This is a genomic window from Advenella sp. RU8 (genome assembly GCF_048381675.1).
GTDB lineage: Bacteria > Pseudomonadota > Gammaproteobacteria > Burkholderiales > Burkholderiaceae_B > Advenella.
This window is the reverse complement of sequence record NZ_JBLWIS010000002.1, coordinates 399,915-423,127: the sequence shown is the minus strand read 5'-3', so window position 1 is coordinate 423,127 and position 23,213 is coordinate 399,915. Positions and strand designations below refer to the sequence as shown.

At 47.3% G+C, this 23,213-nt stretch carries 19 protein-coding genes; 9 read left to right on the top strand and 10 right to left on the bottom strand.

All coding sequences use genetic code 11. From position 1 onward, the window contains the following. Positions 1–45: 45 nt before the first annotated feature. Both ACM5Q9_RS04510 and ACM5Q9_RS04505 read left to right on the top strand, forming a co-directional pair. Positions 46–2,124 (top strand): PhoX family protein, encoded by a 2,079-nt coding sequence (locus ACM5Q9_RS04510; protein ID WP_418143536.1) that lies wholly within the window; start codon positions 46–48, stop codon positions 2,122–2,124. A gap of 174 nt (positions 2,125–2,298) precedes the next feature. Then, complete coding sequence (locus ACM5Q9_RS04505) at positions 2,299–3,417, top strand: branched-chain amino acid ABC transporter substrate-binding protein (RefSeq protein ID WP_418143535.1); 1,119 nt, start codon at positions 2,299–2,301, stop codon at positions 3,415–3,417. Positions 3,418–3,561: 144 nt separating this feature from the next. Here the strand turns inward: ACM5Q9_RS04505 and ACM5Q9_RS04500 are convergent, their stop codons facing one another. The 4 genes from ACM5Q9_RS04500 to ugpB all read right to left on the bottom strand — a co-directional run bounded on the left by ACM5Q9_RS04500 (position 3,562) and on the right by ugpB (position 7,812). Next, complete coding sequence (locus tag ACM5Q9_RS04500; RefSeq protein ID WP_418143534.1) at positions 3,562–4,653, bottom strand: sn-glycerol-3-phosphate import ATP-binding protein UgpC; 1,092 nt, start codon at positions 4,651–4,653, stop codon at positions 3,562–3,564. 16 nt (positions 4,654–4,669) lie between these two features. Further along, on the bottom strand, positions 4,670–5,515 hold the full coding sequence (gene ugpE / locus ACM5Q9_RS04495; RefSeq protein ID WP_418143533.1) for a sn-glycerol-3-phosphate ABC transporter permease UgpE: 846 nt from the start codon (positions 5,513–5,515) through the stop codon (positions 4,670–4,672). Between the two features lie 23 nt (positions 5,516–5,538). Then, a complete protein-coding gene (ugpA, locus tag ACM5Q9_RS04490; RefSeq protein WP_418143532.1) occupies positions 5,539–6,420 on the bottom strand; it encodes a sn-glycerol-3-phosphate ABC transporter permease UgpA in 882 nt (293 codons plus the stop codon). Between the two features lie 81 nt (positions 6,421–6,501). After that, a complete protein-coding gene (ugpB, locus tag ACM5Q9_RS04485; RefSeq protein ID WP_418143531.1) occupies positions 6,502–7,812 on the bottom strand; it encodes a sn-glycerol-3-phosphate ABC transporter substrate-binding protein UgpB in 1,311 nt (436 codons plus the stop codon). 276 nt (positions 7,813–8,088) lie between these two features. Here ugpB and proC point away from each other — a divergent pair, with 276 nt between their 5' ends. The 6 genes from proC (at position 8,089) to ACM5Q9_RS04455 (ending at position 13,201) form a co-directional block, all read left to right on the top strand. Next, positions 8,089–8,925, top strand: a complete 837-nt coding sequence (gene proC / locus ACM5Q9_RS04480; protein ID WP_418143530.1) for a pyrroline-5-carboxylate reductase — start codon at positions 8,089–8,091, stop codon at positions 8,923–8,925. Next, positions 8,925–9,488 (top strand): queuosine precursor transporter, encoded by a 564-nt coding sequence (locus tag ACM5Q9_RS04475; RefSeq protein ID WP_418143529.1) that lies wholly within the window; start codon positions 8,925–8,927, stop codon positions 9,486–9,488. The genes proC and ACM5Q9_RS04475 overlap by 1 nt, the downstream gene beginning before the upstream one ends. An 89-nt stretch (positions 9,489–9,577) precedes the next feature. Then, positions 9,578–10,507: a high-affinity branched-chain amino acid ABC transporter permease LivH gene (gene livH, locus ACM5Q9_RS04470; RefSeq protein ID WP_418143528.1), complete on the top strand. Its 930-nt coding sequence runs from the start codon at positions 9,578–9,580 to the stop codon at positions 10,505–10,507. Further along, on the top strand, positions 10,507–11,739 hold the full coding sequence (locus tag ACM5Q9_RS04465; protein WP_418143527.1) for a high-affinity branched-chain amino acid ABC transporter permease LivM: 1,233 nt from the start codon (positions 10,507–10,509) through the stop codon (positions 11,737–11,739). The genes livH and ACM5Q9_RS04465 overlap by 1 nt, the downstream gene beginning before the upstream one ends. Then, positions 11,732–12,499, top strand: a complete 768-nt coding sequence (gene livG, locus ACM5Q9_RS04460) for a high-affinity branched-chain amino acid ABC transporter ATP-binding protein LivG (RefSeq protein WP_418143526.1) — start codon at positions 11,732–11,734, stop codon at positions 12,497–12,499. The genes ACM5Q9_RS04465 and livG overlap by 8 nt, the downstream gene beginning before the upstream one ends. Continuing rightward, positions 12,500–13,201 (top strand): ABC transporter ATP-binding protein, encoded by a 702-nt coding sequence (locus tag ACM5Q9_RS04455; protein WP_418143525.1) that lies wholly within the window; start codon positions 12,500–12,502, stop codon positions 13,199–13,201. It abuts the gene before it with no gap. 188 nt (positions 13,202–13,389) lie between these two features. On the opposite strand, the gene ACM5Q9_RS04450 is transcribed toward ACM5Q9_RS04455, so the two are convergent. The 6 genes from ACM5Q9_RS04450 to ACM5Q9_RS04425 are packed head-to-tail and all read right to left on the bottom strand — an operon-like array spanning position 13,390 to position 20,160. Further along, a complete protein-coding gene (locus tag ACM5Q9_RS04450) occupies positions 13,390–14,205 on the bottom strand; it encodes a glutathione S-transferase family protein (protein WP_418143524.1) in 816 nt (271 codons plus the stop codon). Between the two features lie 21 nt (positions 14,206–14,226). Further along, a complete protein-coding gene (locus ACM5Q9_RS04445) occupies positions 14,227–14,844 on the bottom strand; it encodes an SCO family protein (RefSeq protein ID WP_418143636.1) in 618 nt (205 codons plus the stop codon). Between the two features lie 22 nt (positions 14,845–14,866). Beyond that, positions 14,867–16,921 carry a M3 family metallopeptidase gene (locus tag ACM5Q9_RS04440; RefSeq protein WP_418143523.1) on the bottom strand — a complete coding sequence of 685 codons (2,055 nt, stop codon included), beginning with the start codon at positions 16,919–16,921 and terminating at the stop codon, positions 14,867–14,869. Between the two features lie 13 nt (positions 16,922–16,934). Further along, on the bottom strand, positions 16,935–17,783 hold the full coding sequence (gene folD, locus ACM5Q9_RS04435) for a bifunctional methylenetetrahydrofolate dehydrogenase/methenyltetrahydrofolate cyclohydrolase FolD (protein WP_418143522.1): 849 nt from the start codon (positions 17,781–17,783) through the stop codon (positions 16,935–16,937). 21 nt (positions 17,784–17,804) lie between these two features. Beyond that, the gene (locus tag ACM5Q9_RS04430; RefSeq protein WP_418143521.1) at positions 17,805–18,410 is read right to left on the bottom strand and encodes a response regulator transcription factor; all 606 of its coding nucleotides are present in this window, start codon (positions 18,408–18,410) and stop codon (positions 17,805–17,807) included. 16 nt (positions 18,411–18,426) lie between these two features. Further along, the gene (locus ACM5Q9_RS04425; protein ID WP_418143520.1) at positions 18,427–20,160 is read right to left on the bottom strand and encodes a PAS domain-containing sensor histidine kinase; all 1,734 of its coding nucleotides are present in this window, start codon (positions 20,158–20,160) and stop codon (positions 18,427–18,429) included. A 336-nt stretch (positions 20,161–20,496) separates the two neighbouring features. Between ACM5Q9_RS04425 and aceE the strand changes: the two genes are divergently transcribed. Next, positions 20,497–23,205 carry a pyruvate dehydrogenase (acetyl-transferring), homodimeric type gene (gene aceE, locus ACM5Q9_RS04420; protein WP_418143519.1) on the top strand — a complete coding sequence of 903 codons (2,709 nt, stop codon included), beginning with the start codon at positions 20,497–20,499 and terminating at the stop codon, positions 23,203–23,205. Positions 23,206–23,213: the final 8 nt, after the last annotated feature.

Here is a 23,213-nt window from a genome sequence, read left to right as displayed (position 1 = left end):
TATCCTTTGCATATTTTTATGCAACCTGTTAATGAAGGATACCCCATGAGCGATCTGGATCGTGACGATATTCCAAGCAATCACAGCCAAGCTGAGTCATTTAATGAATTGCTTGGAAAACAGCTGGCCCGCCGTGGCTTTTTAAAAGCAAGTGCGGGTGCCAGTACACTGGCGTTTTTTGGCTTTTCACTGAACAAGTCTGCTGCCTTTGCGCAGACAGCGGCAACAAGCTTGGCCGCGCCAGTTCCTTCCATGAGCTTTAAGGCTGTTGAAGCCAGCACCGCTGATAAAATCGTGGTCCCTGAAGGGTACCGTTATGCCGTGATCAATCGTTGGGGGGACCCACTGTTTACCGATTCTCCCAAATGGAAAGGTGACGCTACCGATGATTCTGCTGCACAAACCATGCAAATTGGTGACAACCATGACGGGATTCATTATTTTCCTATTAATGGCAGTAGCACTGAAGGCTTGATGGTTACCAACCATGAGTACATTAATCCTGATTATTTCTTTCCTGCCAATGTTCGCGTTGCGGGTGAAAACTGGAATGCAGACTGGGTTAAAAAATCACAACGCGCACAAGGCGTTTGCGTTAAACATATTCGTTATGATGGCCAGAACTGGAAAACAGTTCTTGATTCCAAATATAACCGTAGCATTAATGCCCTGGATACAGAAATGGTTCTTACCGGACCATCAGCAGGCCATGATTTGCTGAAAACCAAGGCAGATCCAAGCGGTACCGTTGTTTTTGGTACTTTTGGCAACTGTGGTAATGGTTATACCTTGTGGGATACCTACCTGACCTGTGAGGAAAACGTAACGGATTACTTTGGTAGCCTGAAAGAAGGCGTTGAAAGCAATACCTTGATGAAGCGCTATGGTGTCGCAACCAAAGCGTCTGACGACAGCTATCGTTGGGAAACCCATGACAAGCGCTTTGATGTGGCCGAAGAACCTAATGAGTGGATGCGCCACGGCTGGATTGTTGAAATTGATCCGTTTGATCCTGAATCCAAGCCCAGCAAACTGACGGCCCTGGGTCATTTCAAGCATGAGAATGCCGCCATGACCTTGGCTGCCGACAAGCGTGTTGTGGTGTATATGGGTGATGACCAGCGCAGTGAATATATTTATAAATTCGTCTCTGATGGCAAGTTTGACCCGGCCAACAAAGAGGCTAACCGTACTTTGCTGGATAAAGGTACCTTGTATGTCGCCCAGTTTGCTGATGGCGAACAGGCGGGTGACCTGAAAGGTAAAGGTAAATGGATTCCCTTGACGCTTGATACTGTTGGCCAGGATGGAAAAAAACTGGGTGAGTTGTTCAAGGACCAAGGTGAGTTGCTGGTAAAAACCCGCCTGGCAGCGGATGCCGTGGGTGCAACCCCCATGGATCGCCCGGAGTGGATTGCGGTTAATCCTCATACCCAGGAAGTTTATGTAACCCTAACCAATAACTCTGATCGTGGTAGCGATAAGGAACGCAAAGGCACCAATGGCCTTAAACATCCCGGCATTGATGATGCCAATCCACGTGCCAAAAATCCTTATGGCCAGATTGTTCGCTGGAATGAGTCAGGCAAGGATGCGGCGGCTGGCGAATTCGACTGGGATGTGTTTGTATTAGCCGGAAATCCTGAGGTTCATAAAGAACCCGGTAATTTGATGGCAGGTACACAAAACGTTTCTGCGAAGAACCTGTTTAACAGTCCTGATGGCCTGGCTTTTGATAAAGACGGCCGCTTGTGGATCCAGACAGACGGCAACTTTTCAGATCAGGGTAATTTTGCCGGTAATGGAAACAACCAGATGCTGGTTGCCATTCCCGAGACAGAAACCGGTAAAGGCGAGATCCGTCGTTTCCTGGTTGGTCCTTCCGGAAGTGAGGTGACTGGCATTACCTGGACACCAGATTACAAAACCGTTTTTGTCAATATTCAGCATCCTGGTGAATATGGTAAACATCCGCGTGCGCCTAAAGTGACTCCTCAGGAGGATCCCTTGGCGTTTTCCAAATGGCCCATGGGTGATAATGATGACCCGGAGGGAAGCGGTGGCCGTCCCCGTGCCGCAACCGTGGTGATTTGGCGTGAGGATGGTGGCGTGGTAGGTGCTTGACGCTTAAGCTACCGTTTTAGTTGCGCATATTTAAACCACTCCCTGCCTGTGCCGGGAGTGGTTTTTTTATCTGCTGGTTTTTATCCCGAATTTTCGGGTTAATGCCGTATACAAAGCAGTCCTGTTCAGTGTATGCTAGCCAAGTGATTATTCTACTAATTGGAGATTGAAGAAATGAATAAATCATTCCGCTTTACTTTGTTGGCAGCTGCCATGGGTATTTCAATGGGCATGGGCGTGGCTCAGGCAGAAAATGTCAAGATTGCAGTTGTGGGCCCGCTAACCGGTCCTGTTACGCAATACGGTGACATGGTGCGTGAGGGCGTAAAAACCGCCGTTGAACTTACCAATGCGGCTGGTGGTGTTAATGGTCAGCAAATTGAATTGGTTGAAGTTGATGATGCATGCGAACCCAAGCAGGGTCCTATCGCGGCAAACAGTGTCGTCAATCAGAAAATCGGTTTTGTGGTTGGTCCGGTTTGTTCGGGTGCAACCGTAGGCGGAGCCGCGGTTTATGATGAGCAGGGCGTGGTTATGGTAACGCCTTCAGCCACATCGCCCAACGTGACCGATGGCAAAAACTTTACCTTTATTTTCCGTACCATCGGACGCGATGACCAGCAGGGTCCTGCTGCTGCCAAATATATTATTGATTCGGTCAAACCACAAAAAGTGGCCGTTTTGCATGACAAGCAATCATACGGCCAGGGTATCGCCAGTGCGGTTCAGGATAACCTGAAAAAAGCCAATGTTGAAGTGGCTTTGTTTGAAGGTATTAATGCCGGTGAATCCGATTATTCTTCTATTATTACCAAATTGAAATCCCAAGGGGTTGATTTTGTGTATTACGGTGGTTACCATCCGGAAATGGGTCTGTTAATGCGTCAGGCTGCAGAGCAGGGCCTGAAAGTTAAATTCATGGGGCCTGAAGGTACAGGTAACCCGGAAATTAATGCCATTGCCGGTGATGCGGTTGAAGGCATGTTGCTGACTTTGCCTGCTGATTACTCTAGCCTGCCAGAAAACCAGGATATTGTTAAAGCTTTCAAGGAAAAGGGTCGTAATGCATCCGGTGCGTTTCAGCTGACTTCTTACGCTGCTACTCAGGCTATTATCAATGCCATGAACGCAACCAAAAGCACTGATCCAGAAAAAGTTGCCGAGTACTTGCATGCTAATTCAGTGCCAACCGTTATTGGTGATTTAAGTTGGAATGATCAGGGTGACCTGAAAGATTTTAAATTTGATATTTACACCTGGCATAAAGATGGCAGTAAAACCGCTGTTAAATAATATCGGTTTATTGCTTTAAATGTGAATAAAAAACGCTGCTTATCAAGGCAGCGTTTTTTTATTTAATGACGCGATTTTTTAAAGGGTTTTGTTAAGTGGATATATTAGATAACTCTTTGTTTGTATAGGATAAATCTGGCTTTATCAATCCAGGCGAAGGGTGGTTTCAGCGTCAAACCAATGCAGGGCGTGGCTTCCATCTGGTACCACATAAATCGTATTGCCAGGTTTCAGCTGTTCTTGGCCTTGGGCATTGGCGTGAATGTTTTGCCTGATCACAATATTTGTATTGCCAACCTGGCCATGAATCAGTTGCTCAGACCCCAGTATTTCCACCATTTCAATTTTTACCGGTATGCCTGTATCATGGAGTGCGCAGTTTTCAGGCCTGAATCCCATAATGGCCTGTTTTTTATTTTTAGCCTGTTCTGCGATTTGGCTGTGATTGATAGGTAATACGGTACCGTCTTCAGTGGTTATTTTCCCTTCAATGCCAATATTCACATTAAGCAGGTTCATGGGTGGGGAACCAATAAAACTGGCGACAAAGGTAGAGGCAGGCCGCTCGAACACTTCCATGGGGGTGCCGATTTGTTCTGCAATCCCCTTATTCATGACAATCATGCGTTGTGCCAGGGTCATGGCTTCCACCTGGTCATGAGTGACATATAAGCTGGTGGTTGCCAGCCGGCGGTGCAACTTTTGTATTTCAAGCCTCATTTGCACGCGAAGCTTGGCATCCAGGTTGGACAGCGGTTCATCAAACAGGAATACTTTTGGTTCGCGTACAATGGCCCTGCCCATGGCGACCCGTTGCCGCTGCCCGCCAGACAATTGCTTGGGCCGGCGCTCAAGCAAATGGGAGAGTTCAAGTATTTCTGCGGTTTGTTGTACCCGTTCCTTGATTTGCTCCTTGGACATTTTTCGTATTTTCAAGCCATAGGCCATATTGTCAAAGACAGACATATGCGGGTAAAGTGCGTAGTTTTGGAACACCATCGCGATATCCCGCTGTGCGGGCTCAAGATGATTGATGCTGTGTGCATCTATCTGTATTTCGCCTTCGGTAACGGTCTCGAGGCCTGCAACCATGCGCATCAGGGTAGACTTGCCGCAGCCTGACGGGCCAACAATAACAATAAACTCCCCGTCTTTGATATCCATGCTAATGCCGTGGATAACCGCAACATTGCCAGGGTATGTTTTCTTGACGTTTTTAAAGCTGAGTGTTGCCATTATGAATAATCCTTATTTATTTTTCTGAATCTACCAGGCCTTTGACGAACCATTTTTGCATCAGTACAACGACCAGCCCGGGAGGAATCATCGCAAGCAGGGCGGTTGCCATGACCAGGTTCCATTCGGTTACGCTGTCGCCACCACCAATCATGGTTTTAATACCCACGACAATCGGTGTCATGTTTTCTGATGTTTTCATGACTAATGGCCATAAATACTGGTTCCAGCCGTAAGTAAACTGGATCACGAAAAGGGCCGCGATACTGGTTTTGGAAAGGGGGAACAAAATGTCCTTGAAAAAGCGGATGGGTCCGGCGCCGTCTATGCGGGCCGCTTCTACCAGCTCATCGGGAACCGTAAGGAAAAACTGCCGGAACAGGAAGGTGGCCGTTGCCGAAGCAATAAGAGGCAGGGTAAGGCCAGCATAAGAATTGGTCAGGCCCAATCCGGCGACAACTTCGAAGGTAGGAGAAATGCGGACCTCTACCGGTAACATCAGGGTGATGAAAATCATCCAGAAGCAAAGCATGCGAAAAGGAAAGCGGAAATACACCACGGCGAATGCCGACAGCATGGAAATGCTGATTTTGCCAATAGAGATGATCATAGCAATGACAAAAGACACCCATAGCATATTGCCTACTGGTGTGGTTTGCACTGAACTGCCGGTAAAGAGTACCTGCGCGTAGTTTTCAAGGAAGTGCGTGCCAGGAAGCAGGGAAATGGGGGCATTGGCTACTTCCCTGGCGGTTTGGGTAGACGCAACAAATGCGATGTAAAGCGGGAAGGCAACAATAATCAAACCGAAAATCAGGATCAGGTGTGCCAGTAAATCAAGCAAGGGGCGACGTTCAATCATGATGAACTCCTTTTGGGTCTGGTTCAGTATTGCACTTTACGGTCAACATACCGGAATTGGACAATGGTTAACAAAATGACGATAAACATCAGGATGACGGATTGGGCACCGGAAGAACCGTAATCAAATGACTTGAAGGCGGTTTTATAGACGTTGTAAACCAGGATGTTGGTTGAGCTGCCGGGGCCACCTTGTGTCGTGGTGTCAATAATGGCGAAGGTTTCAAAAAAGGCATACACCATGTTAATGACCAGCAGAAAAAAAGTGGTTGGTGATAATAATGGAAAAACGATGGTCCAGAAGCGGCGTGCCGGCGAGGCGCCATCAATTGCGGCGGCTTCAATGAGTGATTTGGGAATGGATTGCAAGCCTGCCAGAAAGAACAGGAAGTTATAGGATATTTGTTTCCAGACGGCAGCCATGACGACCAAAATCATGGCATCGGAAGAGTCCAGTCGGGGATTCCAGTCCATGCCCATTTGGGTAAGGTAAACGGCCAGGGTTCCGACTGCCGGAGAAAACAGGAAGGCCCAGAGCACACCCACTACGGCGGGTGCTACGGCATAAGGCCAGATTAGCATGGTCTTATAAAGCATGGCCCCTTTTATTACCCTGTCGGCCATGACGGCCAGCAGCAATGAGATGGAAAGGCCAATGACAGCAACCGCTATTGAAAAAACAAAAGTGACCGTGAAAGAGTCAAAATAGTAAGGGTTATTGAACAGGGCCGTATAGTTGTCCAGCCCAACAAACTGTTCGTCACCGCCAAAAGCGGATTCTATGAAAAAAGATTGCCATATTGCCTGACCGGCCGGCAGGAAAAAGAAGATCACCGTAATCAGAAGTTGTGGTGCAAGCAAGAGATAGGGCAGTAACTTATGGTTGAAAACGACGCGCTTTTCCATTATGCCTCTTGATGATAAATAGTAAAAAAAACAGCGAGCAGCCTAGATATTTTGCTCGCTGTTTATGCTTATGATTAATGTTTATTTATTGCTGTTTTCGAAACGCTGCAGCAATTCATTAGCCTGTTTTTGCATGTTTTCCAGGCCTTGCTCTACAGAAACTTTCTGGGCAAAAATGTTTTCCATTTCAGCGTCTTGAATGTCACGAATTTGTGGCAGGAAGCCAAGGCGCACACCACGGGATTCATCGGTGGTTTCAACGTTTAGCTGAATGAAAGGAACATCGGTACCCGGGTTCTTGTCATAGAAGCCTGATGCCTTGGTGAGTTCATAAGCCTCTTTGACCACAGGCACATAGCCGGTGTCCTGGTGCCATTTGGCAGCCACTTCGGGTGAGGCAATATATTGGAAGAACTCGGTAATGCCTTTATTGACTTCGGGGGATTTATTATTGAATACCCATAAAGAAGCACCGCCAATGACGCTGTTTTGCGGTGCGCCAGGAACGTCATCATAGTAGGGCAGGGTTGAAATGCCAAATTTGAACGGGGCGTTTTTGGCAAAGTTGGCGCGTGATCCGCTTGAACCGGTAAACATAGCGCATTTTCCTGAAGAAAACAGGGCGTTGGCGGCATCACCACGGCCACCGTATGTAAATGTACCGTCTTTGGCCATTTGGTTCAGGTAATTGAAATGTTTGACAAAGCCTTCCTTGTTCAATTCAATACGGGCATCAAGGCCATCGAAACCGTTATTTTTACTGGCATAGGGCAAATTATGCAAGGCAGAGAAGTTTTCAACCAACACCCAAGAAGGCCAAGCGGTTGTGTAACCGCATTCGATTCCAGCCTCTTTAAGTTTTTTGGCGGCTTCGTTGATCTGTGCGTAGGTTTTAGGTGGGGTATTGGGATCAAGGCCTGCTTTTTCAAACATGTCCTTGTTGTAATAGAAAACGGGGGTAGAGCTATTGAAAGGCATGGAAGCCAGTTTGCCATTGGGTTCGGAGTAATAGCCTGCAATGCCCGGGACAAATTTTTTCGGGTCTATCGGGTTACCCGCTTCTTCTGACATTTCCTGGATTGGCTTGATGGCTCCTTTGGAGAACATCATGGTTGCCGTTCCTACTTCAAAAACCTGGATGATGTCTGGTGCCTGACCTGCACGGAATGCGGCAATACCTGCATTCATGGATTCGCCATAGGCTCCTTTATAAGTAGGGTTGATTTTGTAGTCGGATTGTTTTTTGTTGAAATCACTGACAATTTCGTTAACCCGTTCACCCAAAGGGCCTTCCATGGAATGCCAGAAAGTGATTTCTGTGGCAGCATGGGTACTGAAGCTGGCTAGGGCAAAAACACTACCCAGGATGATTGCAGATTTTTTGATTTGCATATTACTTGCTCCGGTTAATTAATAACAGCATTCTTTTGGAATAGTTACTTCAGAAGTAAAGCAAAGATAATATGACCCGTTTATTACGATATGGTGAATTTATATAACCAATATGGAAGTTTTGCATGCCTTATAAAATCAAACTAAAATGGCAGGATTGTTAAATCCATCCTGAATTGGTAATAAAATTACGCAATCTTTTAAATGCCTGTCCAGTGTATGGTTTTGGTTTTATGCCTTTATAAGCCGGGCTTTTCTCCTAGAGTAAATTTTTCCATGAAACAAAATATAAAAATCGCCTTTATTGGCGGCGGTAATATGGCCATGGCAATGGCCAGTGGCATGATTGGCACGGTTTGCCAGGCCGGGGATATCCTGGTTATTGATATCAACACGGCAGGGCATGCACGCTGGCATGAAAAAGGAGTTAAGACAAGCGCACAGGTTACTGCTGATCTTGCACAATGCAAGGTATGGATTTACGCTGTCAAGCCACAAAACATGCATGAGGCCATTGAAAGCAGCAAAACCCATTTGCAGCCAGATACCCTGGTTATCAGCATTGCAGCGGGACTGAATACACAATCTTTGTCAACCTGGTTGGGTTCATGGCAAAGCCCATCGCCTGGACTGGTCCGTGTGATGCCTAATACGCCGGCCTTAATTGGCAAGGGCGTGACTGGTTTATATGCTATGCCATCACTGGCTGAAAAAGACATTTTGCTGGCAGAGCAAATCCTGTCCTCAATTGGTTCAGTTGTTCGGGTGCAGGATGAAAACCTGCTTGATGCGGTTACTGCACTTTCAGGCAGCGGTCCAGCCTATGTGTTTTTATTGATCGAATCCCTGATTGATGGTGCCAAGGCCCTGGGGCTTGAGTACAATCAGGCCAAGAAACTGGCCATTGAAACGGTATTGGGTTCTGCCGGGTTGGCTGCGGCATCAGATCTGGAACCAGGAACCCTGCGTGAAAATGTAACCTCCAAAGGGGGCACAACGGCTGCAGCGCTGGCTGTATTTGAGCAGCATGCATTCAGGGATACGGTTAAACAGGCTATGAAAGCTGCTTCTGACAGGGCGGTTGAAATGTCCAGGGAATTGGGTAAAACTTAATGAAATCAAAAGGTTATTTTGATCAGATATCATCCGCTCAGGCGTTGTTGGCAATTGTGCTAATGGGCCTGATTGTGGTGGCTTCCAACGTTCTGGTCCAGCCACAGTTTCATATTAATGAATGGCTGACTTGGGGCGCCTTAACGTACCCGGTGTCTTTTCTGGTTACCGATTTGCTTAATCGACGCTTTGGTCCGCAAGTCGCAAGAAAAATAGTGCTGGTTGGTTTTGTAGCCGCCATTATCGTTTCTTATTTATTGGCGGATGCCCGGATTGCCATCGCTTCAGGCAGTGCTTTTTTGGTTGCCCAGCTTGGCGATATTTTCATTTTTGACAAAATGCGATCACTAAGCTGGTGGAAAGCGCCATTTATAGCGGGTGCTTTGGCATCTGTTATTGACACTTTCCTGTTTTTTGCCCTTGCGTTTGCCGGTACTCCCGTTCCATGGGTCTCTTTGGCGTTGGGTGATATGGTAGTTAAATTGCTGGTTAGCACTTGTTTGCTGCTGCCTTTCAGAATGCTCATGTGGAATATCGGAAAACCGAAAAATTGCACGATTTGATGCCGGCCTAATGGTTTTCAAGGCTTTACCCAAAATCGGATTTTGTCTATGCTTTTGGGATTTACATTAATTGGTATAACGAGAAAAAAATGCAAGAGTTCTTACCTCAATTTATCCAGCAGCTGTTTAACGGCTTGTCACTGGGCGCCATTTATGCATTAATTGCGATTGGCTACACCATGGTGTACGGGATTATTGGCATGATTAACTTTGCCCATGGTGAGATTTACATGCTTGGCGGCTACGTAGGGTTGGTTACTTTATCTGCGATTGGCGTTAACAGTGGTGTTCCCATTCCCATTACGATTCTTTGCATGATCCTCATCGCTGTGGCGGTAACGGCGGTTTATGGTTATTCGGTAGAAAAAATCGCCTATCGGCCGGTACGAGGTGGGCCACGGCTGGTAGCACTTATCAGTGCCATCGGTATGTCCATTTTTTTGCAAAACTGGGTAGCGATTGGCCAGGGCTCGCGTGATATGGCTGTTCCCAACCTTATTCCCGGGGCTTTGCAGTTTACCGTTGGCGCCTCCGACTTTACCGTAACGATTACCTATGCACGGTTAATGATCATCACGGTGGTATTCTTCCTGATGGTTGGGCTGACTTTTTATATCAAGAATTCCAAAATGGGCAGGGCATCACGGGCTTGTTCCCAGGATATGCATATGGCCAACCTGTTGGGCATTGATACGAATAAAGTCATTTCCTTTACTTTTATTCTGGGTGCCATGTTGGCAGCCGTCGGCGGTGTCCTGATAGCCTTGACGATTGGCAAGCTGAATCCGTTTATCGGGTTTATTGCCGGCATCAAGGCATTTACGGCTGCTGTGCTGGGGGGCATCGGCAGTATTCCGGGCGCCATTCTCGGCGGGCTTTTGCTTGGGGTGGCCGAAACACTTGCGGCAGCTTATTTGTCTTCCCAGTATAAGGATATCGTTGCCTTTGGCTTGCTGATTTTCATTTTGCTGTTCAGGCCCAGTGGTCTGTTGGGTAAACCTGAAGTGGAAAAAGTGTAATGAAAAATATAAAAAGTGCATTTTTTGCAGCCCTGTTAACGGGCATCATGATTGTTCCCATTTTTGGGTTGCAACTTGAACGAAAAGGCATCAACACAGAGATCATTCCGCACTGGAGCATTTCCCTATGGGGTATGGCTCTTGTGTTTGTGGTGCAGTTGTTAAAGCCTTATATATTCAAAAAAAGACCGGGTGTGCGTTTTACCTTGCCAAGGGTCCCTTCGCTCAATCCAAAAACCAGCACTATGCTGTTGGGCTTGGTCTTTGTAGCGGCCGTTATCTGGCCATTTTTCAGTGGCCGCAGCCAGGTTGATATTGCAACGTTAGTACTTATTTACGTCATGCTTGCGCTTGGCCTGAATATTGTAGTGGGTTTTGCCGGCCTTCTGGACTTGGGTTTTGTGGGTTTTTATGCAGTAGGTGCTTACACTTATGCCTTGTTATATCACTGGGCTGGCTGGGGGTTTTGGGAGGCCCTGCCAGTGGCAGGCGTCATGTCGGCACTCTTCGGGTTTTTGCTGGGCTTTCCTGTCTTGCGCTTACGGGGCGATTATCTCGCCATTGTGACGTTAGGGTTTGGTGAAATCATCCGTTTGCTGTTGATTAACCTCTATCAATTTACCGGTGGCCCTGATGGGATTTCGGGTATCCCCAAGCCAACTGTCTTCGGTTATGAAATGACACGTAAGGCTTCGGTAGAAGGTGCCCAAACTTTTCACCAGTTAATGGGATGGAAATTTAGCACGATGGATGTCGTTATTTATTTGTATTTAATGGCATTGGTCTTGGCATTTATTACCCTTATCGTATCTAATCGGCTGGTTCGCATGCCAATCGGGCGCGCTTGGGAAGCGCTGCGTGAAGATGAAATTGCCTGCCGTTCATTGGGCCTTAATCCTACGCGAATCAAATTGTCTGCTTTTACTTTAGGTGCGACTTTTGCCGGTCTGGGTGGTGCGTTTTTTGCTGCCCGCCAAGGCTTGGTTAATCCCGAATCATTTACCTTTATCGAGTCGGCGCTTATTCTGGCGATTGTGGTATTGGGCGGGATGGGCTCTCAAATAGGCGTGATTCTGGCGGCTATTATCTTGACGGTACTGCCTGAGCTGGCAAGACAGTTTGCCGAGTACCGGATGTTGATTTTTGGCCTGGTAATGGTGTTGATGATGGTATGGCGTCCGCAAGGCTTGCTGCCGGTAAAACGTCCGCAAGTGGAGATTCCCAATGAGTAAAAAAATATTAAGCGTTGATGGCTTGATGATGCAGTTTGGCGGATTGCTGGCGGTTGATTCGGTAAGTTTTGATGTAAGCAAAAATGAGATTTTTGCTATTATTGGTCCTAATGGGGCGGGTAAAACAACGGTTTTCAATTGCGTTAGCGGTTTTTACAAGCCAACTGCCGGCAGCATCACGCTAAATGGCAAGTCAATTGCCGGTTATCCAAGCCATAAAGTTGCCCAGCATGGCGTAGTGCGTACTTTCCAGAACGTGCGCTTGTTCAAGAATCTTACCGTTCTTGAAAACCTGCTGGTCGCTCAGCACACACAAATAAAATCCGGTCTGTTACCAGGCTTGCTTAATTTGCGCTCCTATCGCCGCTCTGAAAAGGAAGCTTTGGACAATGCGGTCAAATGGCTCGATTTCATGGGTTTGCGCCAGTTTGCCAACCGTGAAGCCGGTAATTTGGCCTATGGACACCAGCGTCGACTGGAAATTGCACGCTGCATGATTACCAATCCTTGCTTGCTTTTGCTTGATGAGCCTGCTGCCGGATTGAACCCGCAAGAGAAAAAAGATCTGGCTGAATTGATCAATCAGTTGCGCAATGAGTTTGACATGTCAGTCTTGTTAATTGAACATGATATGAGCCTGATAATGGGTATTTCAGACCGTATTCTGGTCATGGAGCATGGCAAACCTATTGTCACGGACAAACCCGAAATCGTCAGGGCTGACCCTCGTGTTATTAAAGCCTATCTGGGAGAAGAGTAAGTGTTAAAACTGGAAAAGGTGAGTACCTATTACGGGGCTATCCAGGCATTGGATGAGGTAAGTGTCGAGGTCAATCAAGGGGAAATCGTAACCTTGATTGGGGCAAACGGTGCTGGCAAAACAACATTGCTCATGACGGTTTGCGGCAATCCCCGCGCCAGAAGTGGCGCCATTACTTTTCTTGGTGAAGATATTACTGAAGAGTCTACCCATAAAATCATGCAAAAGGGTATTGCCGTTTCGCCAGAGGGAAGGCGCGTGTTTCCTGACATGACCGTCGTCGAAAACCTGAAAATGGGTGGCTTTTATCTGAAGCCGCAGGAAATTGAGGAAGGCCTTGAGCATGTATTCAAGTTGTTTCCGCGCCTGAAAGAACGTGTCAATCAGCGTTCAGGCACAATGTCTGGGGGGGAGCAGCAAATGCTGGCGATTGGCCGGGCACTGATGAGCAAGCCACGCCTGTTGCTGCTTGATGAGCCTACGCTTGGCCTGGCGCCCTTGGTTATTGCCCAGATTTTTGAAATTATCAGGACCATTCGTGATGAAGGGGTAACCGTGTTTTTAGTAGAGCAAAATGCCAATAAGGCATTGCAGCTTGCCGATCGGGGTTATGTGCTTGAAACGGGTAAGGTGGTGCTGTCTGATACGGGTGCCAACCTGCTGATTAATGATGACGTGCGTAAGGCTTATTTAGGTCACTAGCCTACCAATATTTTCGTATCTAGGTCATTTTTCAATTTAGGTTAAAAAAAACCTGGTGCCGTTTTTGCGGTAACCAGGTTTTTTTATAAAGCAAGCAACTACATTCAAACTAGGTAGTTTCAGGACGATATTGCACGAAACAAAAACAATACGCCAGTACGGTGTATTTGCATCAAAAAATTAAATATTTAGTTTTTGGTGTCGTTTTGTATTTTTGGGTTGTGCGGATCACTCGTGTATTCCTGATCGTCATTGTCTGGATTGCTGTTGGCTGCATATTCTTGCCTGGAATCGATATGCTCATCGGTTTCATCATTTCCGTTTAAAGTATCTTCCAATGACACGATAGCATTACCGGATTTATCTTGGGCCATTTTATAAGCAGGCCTTTCCTTGACCGCACTTAGAAAGGATTGAATGTTTTGCATTTCTGCTGTGATGCATCCACGTGCTTCGGCCAGTTCAAGTGGGTAACACATCTGGATGTCCGCAGCGGTAAACTGGCTTCCACAGAACCAGCCGTGTTGGCCCAATTCTGCATCAATGAATTTGAGTTTTTTTTCAAGTTCGGGGATGACACTTGAATTGATGGTGCCATTAACCGCTTTCTTGAGGATGGAGCGGGCAAAAAACGGCACGCGGGTTGTACCCATTTTCAGCATGGCCTGATACTTGGATAATACAGGCATCAGCGAGCCCTCGGCAAAATGCATCCATAGGGCATATTGATTGTAATCAGCAGAGGCGATAGGTGGACGCAGTCCACGGCGGTCATAGTGATTAAGCAGGTATTCGATAATTGCGCCTGATTCTATCAGGGTTAGTCCATTATCGTCGAGTATGGGGGCCACGCCAAGCTGGTGAATATCATGCAGGGAACTTTCTGCTTCGAAGGTTTCCGGGGTTCTGCGATGATGCTTTATTTGATATGAAAGCCCCAACTCTTCCAAAAGCCAGACAATGCGAAAAGATCTTGAAGACTCCAGGAGATGGATTGTAATCATAATAGACTCCGGTTTAGAAAGTTAAGGGGAAGGGGGCAGAATATCGCGAATTTTAGCCAGCAGCATTTCCGGTTCTTCGCTATCTGAAGCCAAAAACTGGACTTTACCATTGGCATCAAACACATAGATTCCACGCGCGTGCATGACTTCATAATTATTGGGGTCGCTGCCGGGTTGGGGTTTTTCTATTTGGTAGGCGACACGATAACGACGTGCAATATCTGCAATTTGTTTTTCGGTGCCAGTCAGGCCAATGGCACCATTATCGAAGGCATCAACGTAAGCCTGTAAAATTTCGGGAGTGTCCCGATGAGGATCTACGCTAAGAAACAGTATTTGTATACTGTTGGCCTTGTTACCGAGCATGCTTTTGAGGGCAGATAATTGTGCCATGGTTGTGGGGCAGATGTCAGGACAACTGGCATAGCCAAAAAACAAAAGCACAACTTTGCCCTTGACGTCTTTTTCTGTAATGGTTTTGTTTTGTGCACCATTCAAACTGAATTTTAAATCGGGAAGACGTCCTGTAATTTTATAAATAACACTTGGCTTGGTAACTTCCGGTTCTTGCGCTGCAGCAGGAACAGAATGCAATAAAGCCGCAGCCAATATAGAGCAAAGCAGGGTTTTCTTGATCATCACGCTTGGTACCAAAAATATATCAGGCAGCCTCTGTCATGCCACAATGTCGCAGCAGTGCTTCGGGGCTGGGTTCACGGCCACGAAAAGCCTTGAAGGATTCTGCAGCGGGACGGGAGCCCCCAACAGCCAGGATTTCTTGCCGGAATTTGTGGCCAATCGCGGGGTTAAGCGTACCCTGATTATCAAGGGGGTGCTCTTCAAATAGGCCATAAGCATCAGATGAAAGCACTTCTGCCCATTTATAACTGTAATAGCCGGCACCATAACCACCAGCAAACAAGTGGGAGAAATTATGCGGGAAGCGATGCCATGACGGTGGAATGATAACGGCCACTTCTTTGCGTACTTCATTAAGCAGGGACAGGACATCTTCAATAGAGGTCTGGCTGGTACGCAGGTGCAAAAGCATGTCAAACAGGGCAAATTCAATCTGGCGTACGGTTTGCATGCCACTTTGATAATTTTTTGCGGCCAGCATTTTCTGGTAAAGCGATTCAGGCATGGGTTCCCCGGTTTCCCAGTGTCCTGACAGTTTTTGCAGAACCGACCATTCCCAGCAGAAATTTTCCATGAACTGGGAAGGCAGTTCAATGGCATCCCATTCTACGCTTGAAAATGGGGAGGCAGCTGGCTCATCGACTTCGGAAAGCAGTGCGTGCAGCGCATGTCCTGACTCATGGAACAGGGTGATGACATCATCGTGGGTAAGTAGGGCAGGTTTATTGTCTTGCGGTGGTGGAAAGTTGCAGGTTAGGTAAACCACCGGTGTATGCAGGTTGTCGCCATGCAGGTGGCGGGTGCGTTCACTGTCAACCCAGGCACCGCTTTGTTTTCCGGCACGTGCGTACAGGTCTGTATAAAGATAGCCAATAAGCTGGTCATTCTCTTTAACGGCATAAACGGCAACGCTTTCATGCCATACGGGTGCCTTGAAAGGAACCAGTTCAACCTTGAACAGGGTACCAATTACATAAAACAAGCCATCGATAACTTTAGGTTCCGGTAAGTACTGTTTTACTTCTTCATCAGAATAAGCGTAACGGGATTGGCGCAATTGTTCGGATACATAGGCATAATCCCAAGGCTGAAGGTCATTCAGGCCTAAAGACTGGCTGGCAAATTGCTTGAGGGCGGCTACGTCTTGCTCGGCAAAGGGCTTTGCTTTCGAAGCAAGATTACGCAGGAAATCAACAACTTGGCCAGCATTGTCTGCCATGCGGGTTTCAAGGCGCATTTCGGCAAAGTCACCATAACCCAGCAACTGTGCCTCTTCGTTTCTGAGGGCCAGCAGCTTTTCTATGTTTGATGAGTTGTCGTACTTGGCATCACCTTGCTCTGAGGCGATGGTGGCATAGCCACGATAGAGTTTTTCACGCAAGGCCTGGTTTTTTGCATATTGCATGACAGGCAGGTACGAAGGCATTTTAAGTGTGAATTTCCAGCCTTCCTTGTTTTCTGCCTGGGCGGTTTGTTTGGCCGCATTAATGGCATCTTGCGGCAAACCCTCTAGTTCTGACGCATCGGTCACGATACATTCCCAGGAGTCGACGGCATCCAGTGAATTTTCTGAGAATTTTTGTGAAGTTAATGCGATTTGTTCGCTAATTTCAGCATAGCGTTCTTTGTCTTCACCTTCCAGTTCAACGCCACTAAGACGGAAATTTTGCAACGCCAATTCGATAATGCGTTTGCGGGTTGGGGTAAAGCGGTTGAATGCTTCGCTTTGGGAAATTTTCAGGTATTGCCTGTACAGGTCTTTGTTAAGACCGATCCAAGTTGAGAATTCGGTCATTTTGGGGAGCATTTCATTGTATGCATCGCGTAATTCAGGTGTATTAACAACTGAATTCAAATGACCGGCTACCGACCATGCCCGCCATAAGCGGGCAGAGTCGTACTCCAAAGGTTCTATGAAAGAATCCCAGGTTGGCTCTTTAACCTTTTCAACTATTTCATTAATGGCTTGCCGTGTATCATCCAGCAGGCTGTTGAGTGCGGGCGCTAGGTGATCTGGTTTGATGGCACTGTAATCAATGAGTTCGGATAAGGGGGCTAATAAGGGATTGCTATTCATGGACTCTTCTAAATTAAAGTTTACGTTCTGCGGCTTCGATAGTGTTGACCAGCAGCATGACAATGGTCATGGGGCCAACGCCACCAGGAACCGGCGTGATGGCACCGGCGACCTCTTTGGCAGAAGAAAATTCTACATCGCCTTTGAGTTTACCATCTGCACCACGGTTAATGCCGACATCAATGACGATAGCGCCCGGTTTGATCATGTCACCGGTAATCATTTCGGGGCGTCCGGTTGCGACAACGAGGACATCGGCACGCTTGGTGTGTGCAGACAGGTCTTTGGTTTTGGAGTTGCAAATAGTGACGGTTGCGCCTGCTTTTTGCAACAACAGTGCCATGGGCTTGCCAACAATATTGCTGGCCCCTATTACGACCGCCTCGGCACCGCGAAGTTCAACATTTTCTGACTCAAGCATTTTCATGACCCCATAAGGTGTGCATGGAATGAACAAGGGCCGGCCGGTCATTAATGCACCGGCATTACTGATATGAAATCCGTCAACGTCTTTTTCAGGGCTGATGGTTTCAATAACTTTGTTTGCGTCAAGGTTGGCGGGCAAGGGCAATTGAACCAATATGCCGTGAACGGAGGGGTCATTATTGAGTTCGCGAATTCGGTCGCACAGCGCTTCTTCGCTTAAGCTGGCCGGGTATTGCTCTACCGAAGAATTAAGGCCAAGTTTGGTAAATGTATTGGCCTTGTTCCTGACATAAACCTGGGATGCCGGATCATCACCTACCAGAATCACTGTGAGTCCGGGAATGATATCCTTTTCCTTAAGTGCGTTGATGCGATCCGCCAGATTCAGTTTAATTGTTTCGGCGAGTTTTTTTCCGTCAATAATGCGAGCAGTCATTCAAATGTCCTTGCGATTTAATTACTTAGCCAGTGCCACTTTCATTAAGTCAGCGACAGTGGTTACTTCGAGTTTTTCCATGATATTGGCCCGATGGGCCTCAACGGTTTTAATGCTGATGTTCAGGTCATCGGCGATTTGTTTGTTAAGCCGACCGGCTACAATACGGCCCAGTACCTGTTGTTCACGTGATGTCAGCCGTGAAAGAAGTTCCTGATGGTTTTTTTGCTGTTCAGCAATTGAAGCCTTGTCTTGCGCCTGTACAACCATATGGGCGATCACTTCGCGTAAATCGGCTTCATTGAAAGGTTTTTCAAGGAAGTCGACCGCACCTTTTTTCATGGTTGATACGGCCATTGGCACATCACCGTGGCCAGTAATGAAGACAATGGGGAGAGGGGCGTTGCGCTTGATCAGCTCTTCCTGGAGTTCCAGTCCTGTCATGCCAGGCATACGGACATCCGCAATCAGCACGCTGATCATTGAAGGGTCATAGCTTTCGAGAAACTGTTCTCCGCTCTCGAATGATTGAACCTGGTAGCCATTGGCTTCTAGCAACCAACGAAGCGAATCTCTTACGGCTTCGTCATCGTCCACGATAAAAATTGTGCAATTATCTGTTGTCATATTTTGTTTCCTTTAATCATTGTTCTTGGAGTTGCTCTTTTGGAGCACAGGGAAGCAAAAAGCGGAAGATGGTTCCGCCTTCTGGATTTGCCTCAGCCCAGAGTCTTCCATGGTGAGATTCAATAATTGTTCTGCAAATATTGAGTCCCATGCCAAGCCCCTCTGACTTTGTGCTGAAGAATGGTTCAAACAAGCGTTCGGGTTCTTTCAGGCCGTGGCCACGGTCAATAACCCTTACTTCAATTTGCTTGTCGTGCAAGTAGGCGTTTACGCAAAGCGTGTCGGCTTCACTGTTAGACATGGCTTCAAGACCATTTTTTACCAGATTAAGCAATACTTGTTCGATAAGAATGGGGTCGGCCAACACATTGGGCAGGTCATCAGGCACGTTAGCCTCGATTTTGATGCGGCGCTTGCGGGCATCGATTTCGGCTAGATCCAATGTGTTGTCTATAATTTTAGCGATAGGTGTGCTTTGGCGGCGTGGCTCGCTTCGTTTGACAAACTCGCGGATACGACTAATGATTTTTCCGGCCCGCTCTGCCTGGTTTGCTGATTTCTCAAGGGCAGACAGGAGTTTTTCCTGGGATATATTGCCTGACTTGATCATTGCCACAATCGCCATATTGTAATTGGCAATAGCTGTTAGTGGCTGGTTCAATTCGTGAGCCAGGGAAGAAGCCATTTCTCCCATAGTGGTAAGCCGGCTGGTTAGCTGGATTTTTTCCTGCTGGATCCGGGAGTCTTCTTCGTGCTTGCGTCTTTCCGTAATATCCCTGGCTACCTGCATGCGTACCTTTCGGCCATCTGTCCAAATTAACATGCGGTGGTGCACTTCGAACCAGCAATCTGCTGAAGGGGCATATTGTTCAATGGTCATGCCACTGAAGCGGCCGCGTCGTCCACCCATCAGTTCACTGTGTCCGTTGGGCTGGGAACCAAAAAGGCGGCGGTAGGTGCGGTTTGCAAAAAGCAGTTCCAGGCCGGCAGGCGTATCTGCCACAACGGAAATCGCATCATCCAGCCCTTCAAGCACGGTCATGAAGCGTTCATGAGCGGCAGTCAAGGCTTCGCGAACCCTTTTGGGTTCTGTAATGTCTGTCATGGAGGTCATCCAGCCAATTTGTTCTCCGTTGGGGTCCCGCAAAGGAGAGACATACATGCGTGAGGTAAATCGTGAGCCATCACGACGTTGGGCTTCAACCTCGAGTCCGGTGCTGGGTGTTTTTCCTGACATGAGCGTGTCAAGAATACGCTGGTGTTCGTCATATTTGCCAGGAACCCAGTAAGGATAGGGAATGCTTTTACCTAATAAATCCGCTTCATTCCAGCCCATCATGCGGCAAAAAGCCGGGTTTACATAAGCAATGCGGCCTTGCATGTCAAGGACGCGCATACCTGTGGACATGGAGTTTTCCATGGCACGCCGGAAGCTGGTTTCTGCGAGCAAAGCGGCTTCGGCGTTTGAGCGAAAACGCGTATATCGCCACAAAGCGAGCAGGCTGATAATAATAATGAAGGAAAGTGCCATGACGAAAAACATCAGGCGTTGCTGTTTGGTTTCTTCGTCGACAGTAACAAACATCACGCTTTCTTTATGTATTTGCTGCAGCCAGAAAAAACCGGTCATGACGAGCAGGTACAGCACAAGTACAAATACGGGCGTAATCCAATAAAGGCCTTTTTTTGTTATTTTTGCATTGTCATAAAACGACGAAGCCAGCAGGGATTTATTGGGTAAGTCAGACATTGATGTTACAAAAAATTCTTGAAAGTAAAAGGGTATTGTAATTGAGACATTTACCTATGATACTGGTTTTATGCCAGCAGGTAAATTTTTAATGTTCCTGGTGAGATATCTTTATTATTTCACAATATGAAAAGATATATCATTATATAAAATTTTGCTTGTGCGAACGCTTTCTGTCTCATAGAATAGGTAATGCATTATTAGCATTTAGCTGCCGGTGTGCCGGTGGCAAGCCTTGCCGTATTCTGTTTTTAAGGTACAGTGTGCTTTAATTGGAGCAGAACAAGATTAAAAAATAAGCGATTTGCTCAAAGCAAATCTTAACAGGAGAAAACGATGTCATCGCCTGATCTCAAACAACAAATTGCACAACTCACCGATGTTGATGCAGTTGAAACACAAGAATGGCTTGAAGCGCTTGAGGCAGTACTGGATCGGGAAGGTCCCGAAAGAGCGCATTTTATACTGGAAAAATTGATTGATTTGGCCCGTCGTTCAGGATCGAATATTCCGTTTTCTCCACATACTGCCTATGTAAATACCATTCCTCCCGGCCTTGAGCCGCCAAATCCCGGTAATCTTGCCCTTGAAGAGCGGATTCGTTCTTATGTGCGCTGGAACGCCATGGCGATGGTTGTAAAGGCTAATAGCCATAATCCGGTTGATGGCGGTGATTTGGGCGGACATATTGCATCGTTTGCTTCTCTTGCCACCATGATTGGATGTGGCCAGAACCATTTCTGGCATGGTGAAACCGCCGAGCATGGCGGTGATCTGGTTTATTTCCAGGGGCACTCTTCACCCGGTGTTTATGGTCGTGCTTACCTTGAAGGCCGTCTTACTGAAGAGCAACTGGATAACTTCCGCCAGGAAGTAGGTGGCAAAGGTTTGTCATCTTATCCTCACCCCAAGTTAATGCCAAATTTCTGGCAGTTTCCAACAGTTTCAATGGGCCTTGGCCCGTTAATGGCCATTTACCAGGCCCGTTTCCTCAAGTACCTGCATGCACGCGGTATCGCAGATACCAGCAATCGTAAAGTATGGGTCTTTTGTGGTGACGGCGAAATGGATGAGCCCGAATCCCTGGGTGCGATAAGCCTGGCTTCCCGTGAAAAACTGGATAACTTGATTTTTGTGATTAACTGCAACCTGCAGCGTCTTGATGGTCCTGTTCGCGGTAACGGCAAAATCATTCAGGAACTTGAGGGTGATTTCCGTGGCAGTGGCTGGAATGTCATCAAGTTGATTTGGGGCAGTTACTGGGATCCGCTGCTGGCCCGCGATAAAGAGGGTATTTTGCGCCGGGTCATGGAAGAGACCGTTGATGGCGAATACCAGGCTTATAAGGCTAATGACGGTGCCTATGTGCGTGAACACTTTTTTGGCAAACATCCCAAGTTGCTTGAGATGGTCAGCCGCATGAGCGACCAGGAAATTTGGCGCCTGAACCGTGGTGGTCATGATCCCAACAAAGTATATGCCGCTTTTGATGCTGCTGTAAAAACCAAAGGCCAGCCAACAGTTATCCTGGCTAAAACCATTAAAGGTTATGGCTTGGGTCATGTGGCGCAGGGTAAAAACCCGGCTCACCAGCAGAAAAAACTGGATCTGGATACCATTCGCGAATTCCGTGATCGTTTCAATATTCCAATTCCTGATGACAAGCTATCAGATTTGCCATACTTCAAGCCTTCTGAAGATTCGGCAGAAATGAAGTACCTAAGGGAGCAACGCCAGAAGTTGGGTGGTTATTTGCCTGCCCGCAGGGAAATTGCAGAAGAAAAACTGAAAGTACCCAGCCTGGATAAATTCAATGCCGTTCTTGAGCCGACGGCAGAAGGGCGTGAAATATCCACTACTCAGGCTTTTGTGCGCTTCCTGAACCAGTTGCTTCGTGACAAGAATATCAGTGACCGCATTGTGCCTATTCTGGCTGACGAGTCGCGTACTTTTGGTATGGAAGGCCTGTTCCGCCAGATCGGTATTTACGCGCCTGAAGGGCAGAAATATACCCCGGTTGATAAAAACCAGGTCATGTACTACAAGGAAACTGCCAACGGTCAGCTGTTGCAAGAGGGTATTAACGAGGCGGGAGCATTTGCGTCCTGGATTGCCGCGGCCACCTCTTATTCCACCAACAACCGCATCATGATTCCATTCTTCATCTATTACTCGATGTTTGGATTCCAGCGTATTGGTGATCTTGCCTGGGCTGCCGGCGATATGCAGGCACGAGGTTTCCTCCTGGGTGGTACTGCCGGTCGCACTACGCTGAATGGTGAGGGTTTGCAACACGAAGACGGCCATAGCCATATCATGGCTTCCACCATCCCTAATTGCGTTTCTTATGATCCGGCTTTTGCACACGAACTGGTTGTGATCATGCAGGACGGCCTGAAGCGCATGGTAGAGAACCAGGAAAACGTTTATTACTACCTGACAGTCATGAACGAGAACTATGCTCAACCGGGACTGAAAGCGGGTGATGAAGAGGGCATTATCAAGGGGATTTACAAATTCCGTTCTACTGACAAGGGCGACCTTCGCGTTCAATTGTTGGGTTCTGGCACGATTTTGCTTGAAGTGCTTGAGGCGCAGAAACTGCTTGAACAGGATTGGGGTATTGCTTCTGATGTCTGGAGTGTGACCAGTTTCACGGAACTTCGTCGTGATGGCCTTGACTGCAACCGCTACAACTTGCTGAACCCTACCGCGAAAAAACAAAAAGTTCCTTATGTCACCAGCAAACTGCAGGAGTCAGAAGGTCCGATTATTGCCTCTACTGACTATATGAAGCTTTTTGCTGACCAGATTCGTGAATTTATTCCTGCTGGTCGTGAATACAAAGTTTTGGGTACTGATGGTTTTGGGCGTTCCGACTTCCGCTTCAAGTTAAGGGAGCACTTTGAAGTTGACCGTCACTTTGTGGTGTTGGCAGCCTTGAAGGCGCTTGCTGATGAAGGCAAGATTCCTGCCGCCAAGCTTGCCGAAGCCATTAAAAAATATGATGTAAATCCAGCTAAATCCAACCCACATCACGCATAAGGTCTTTC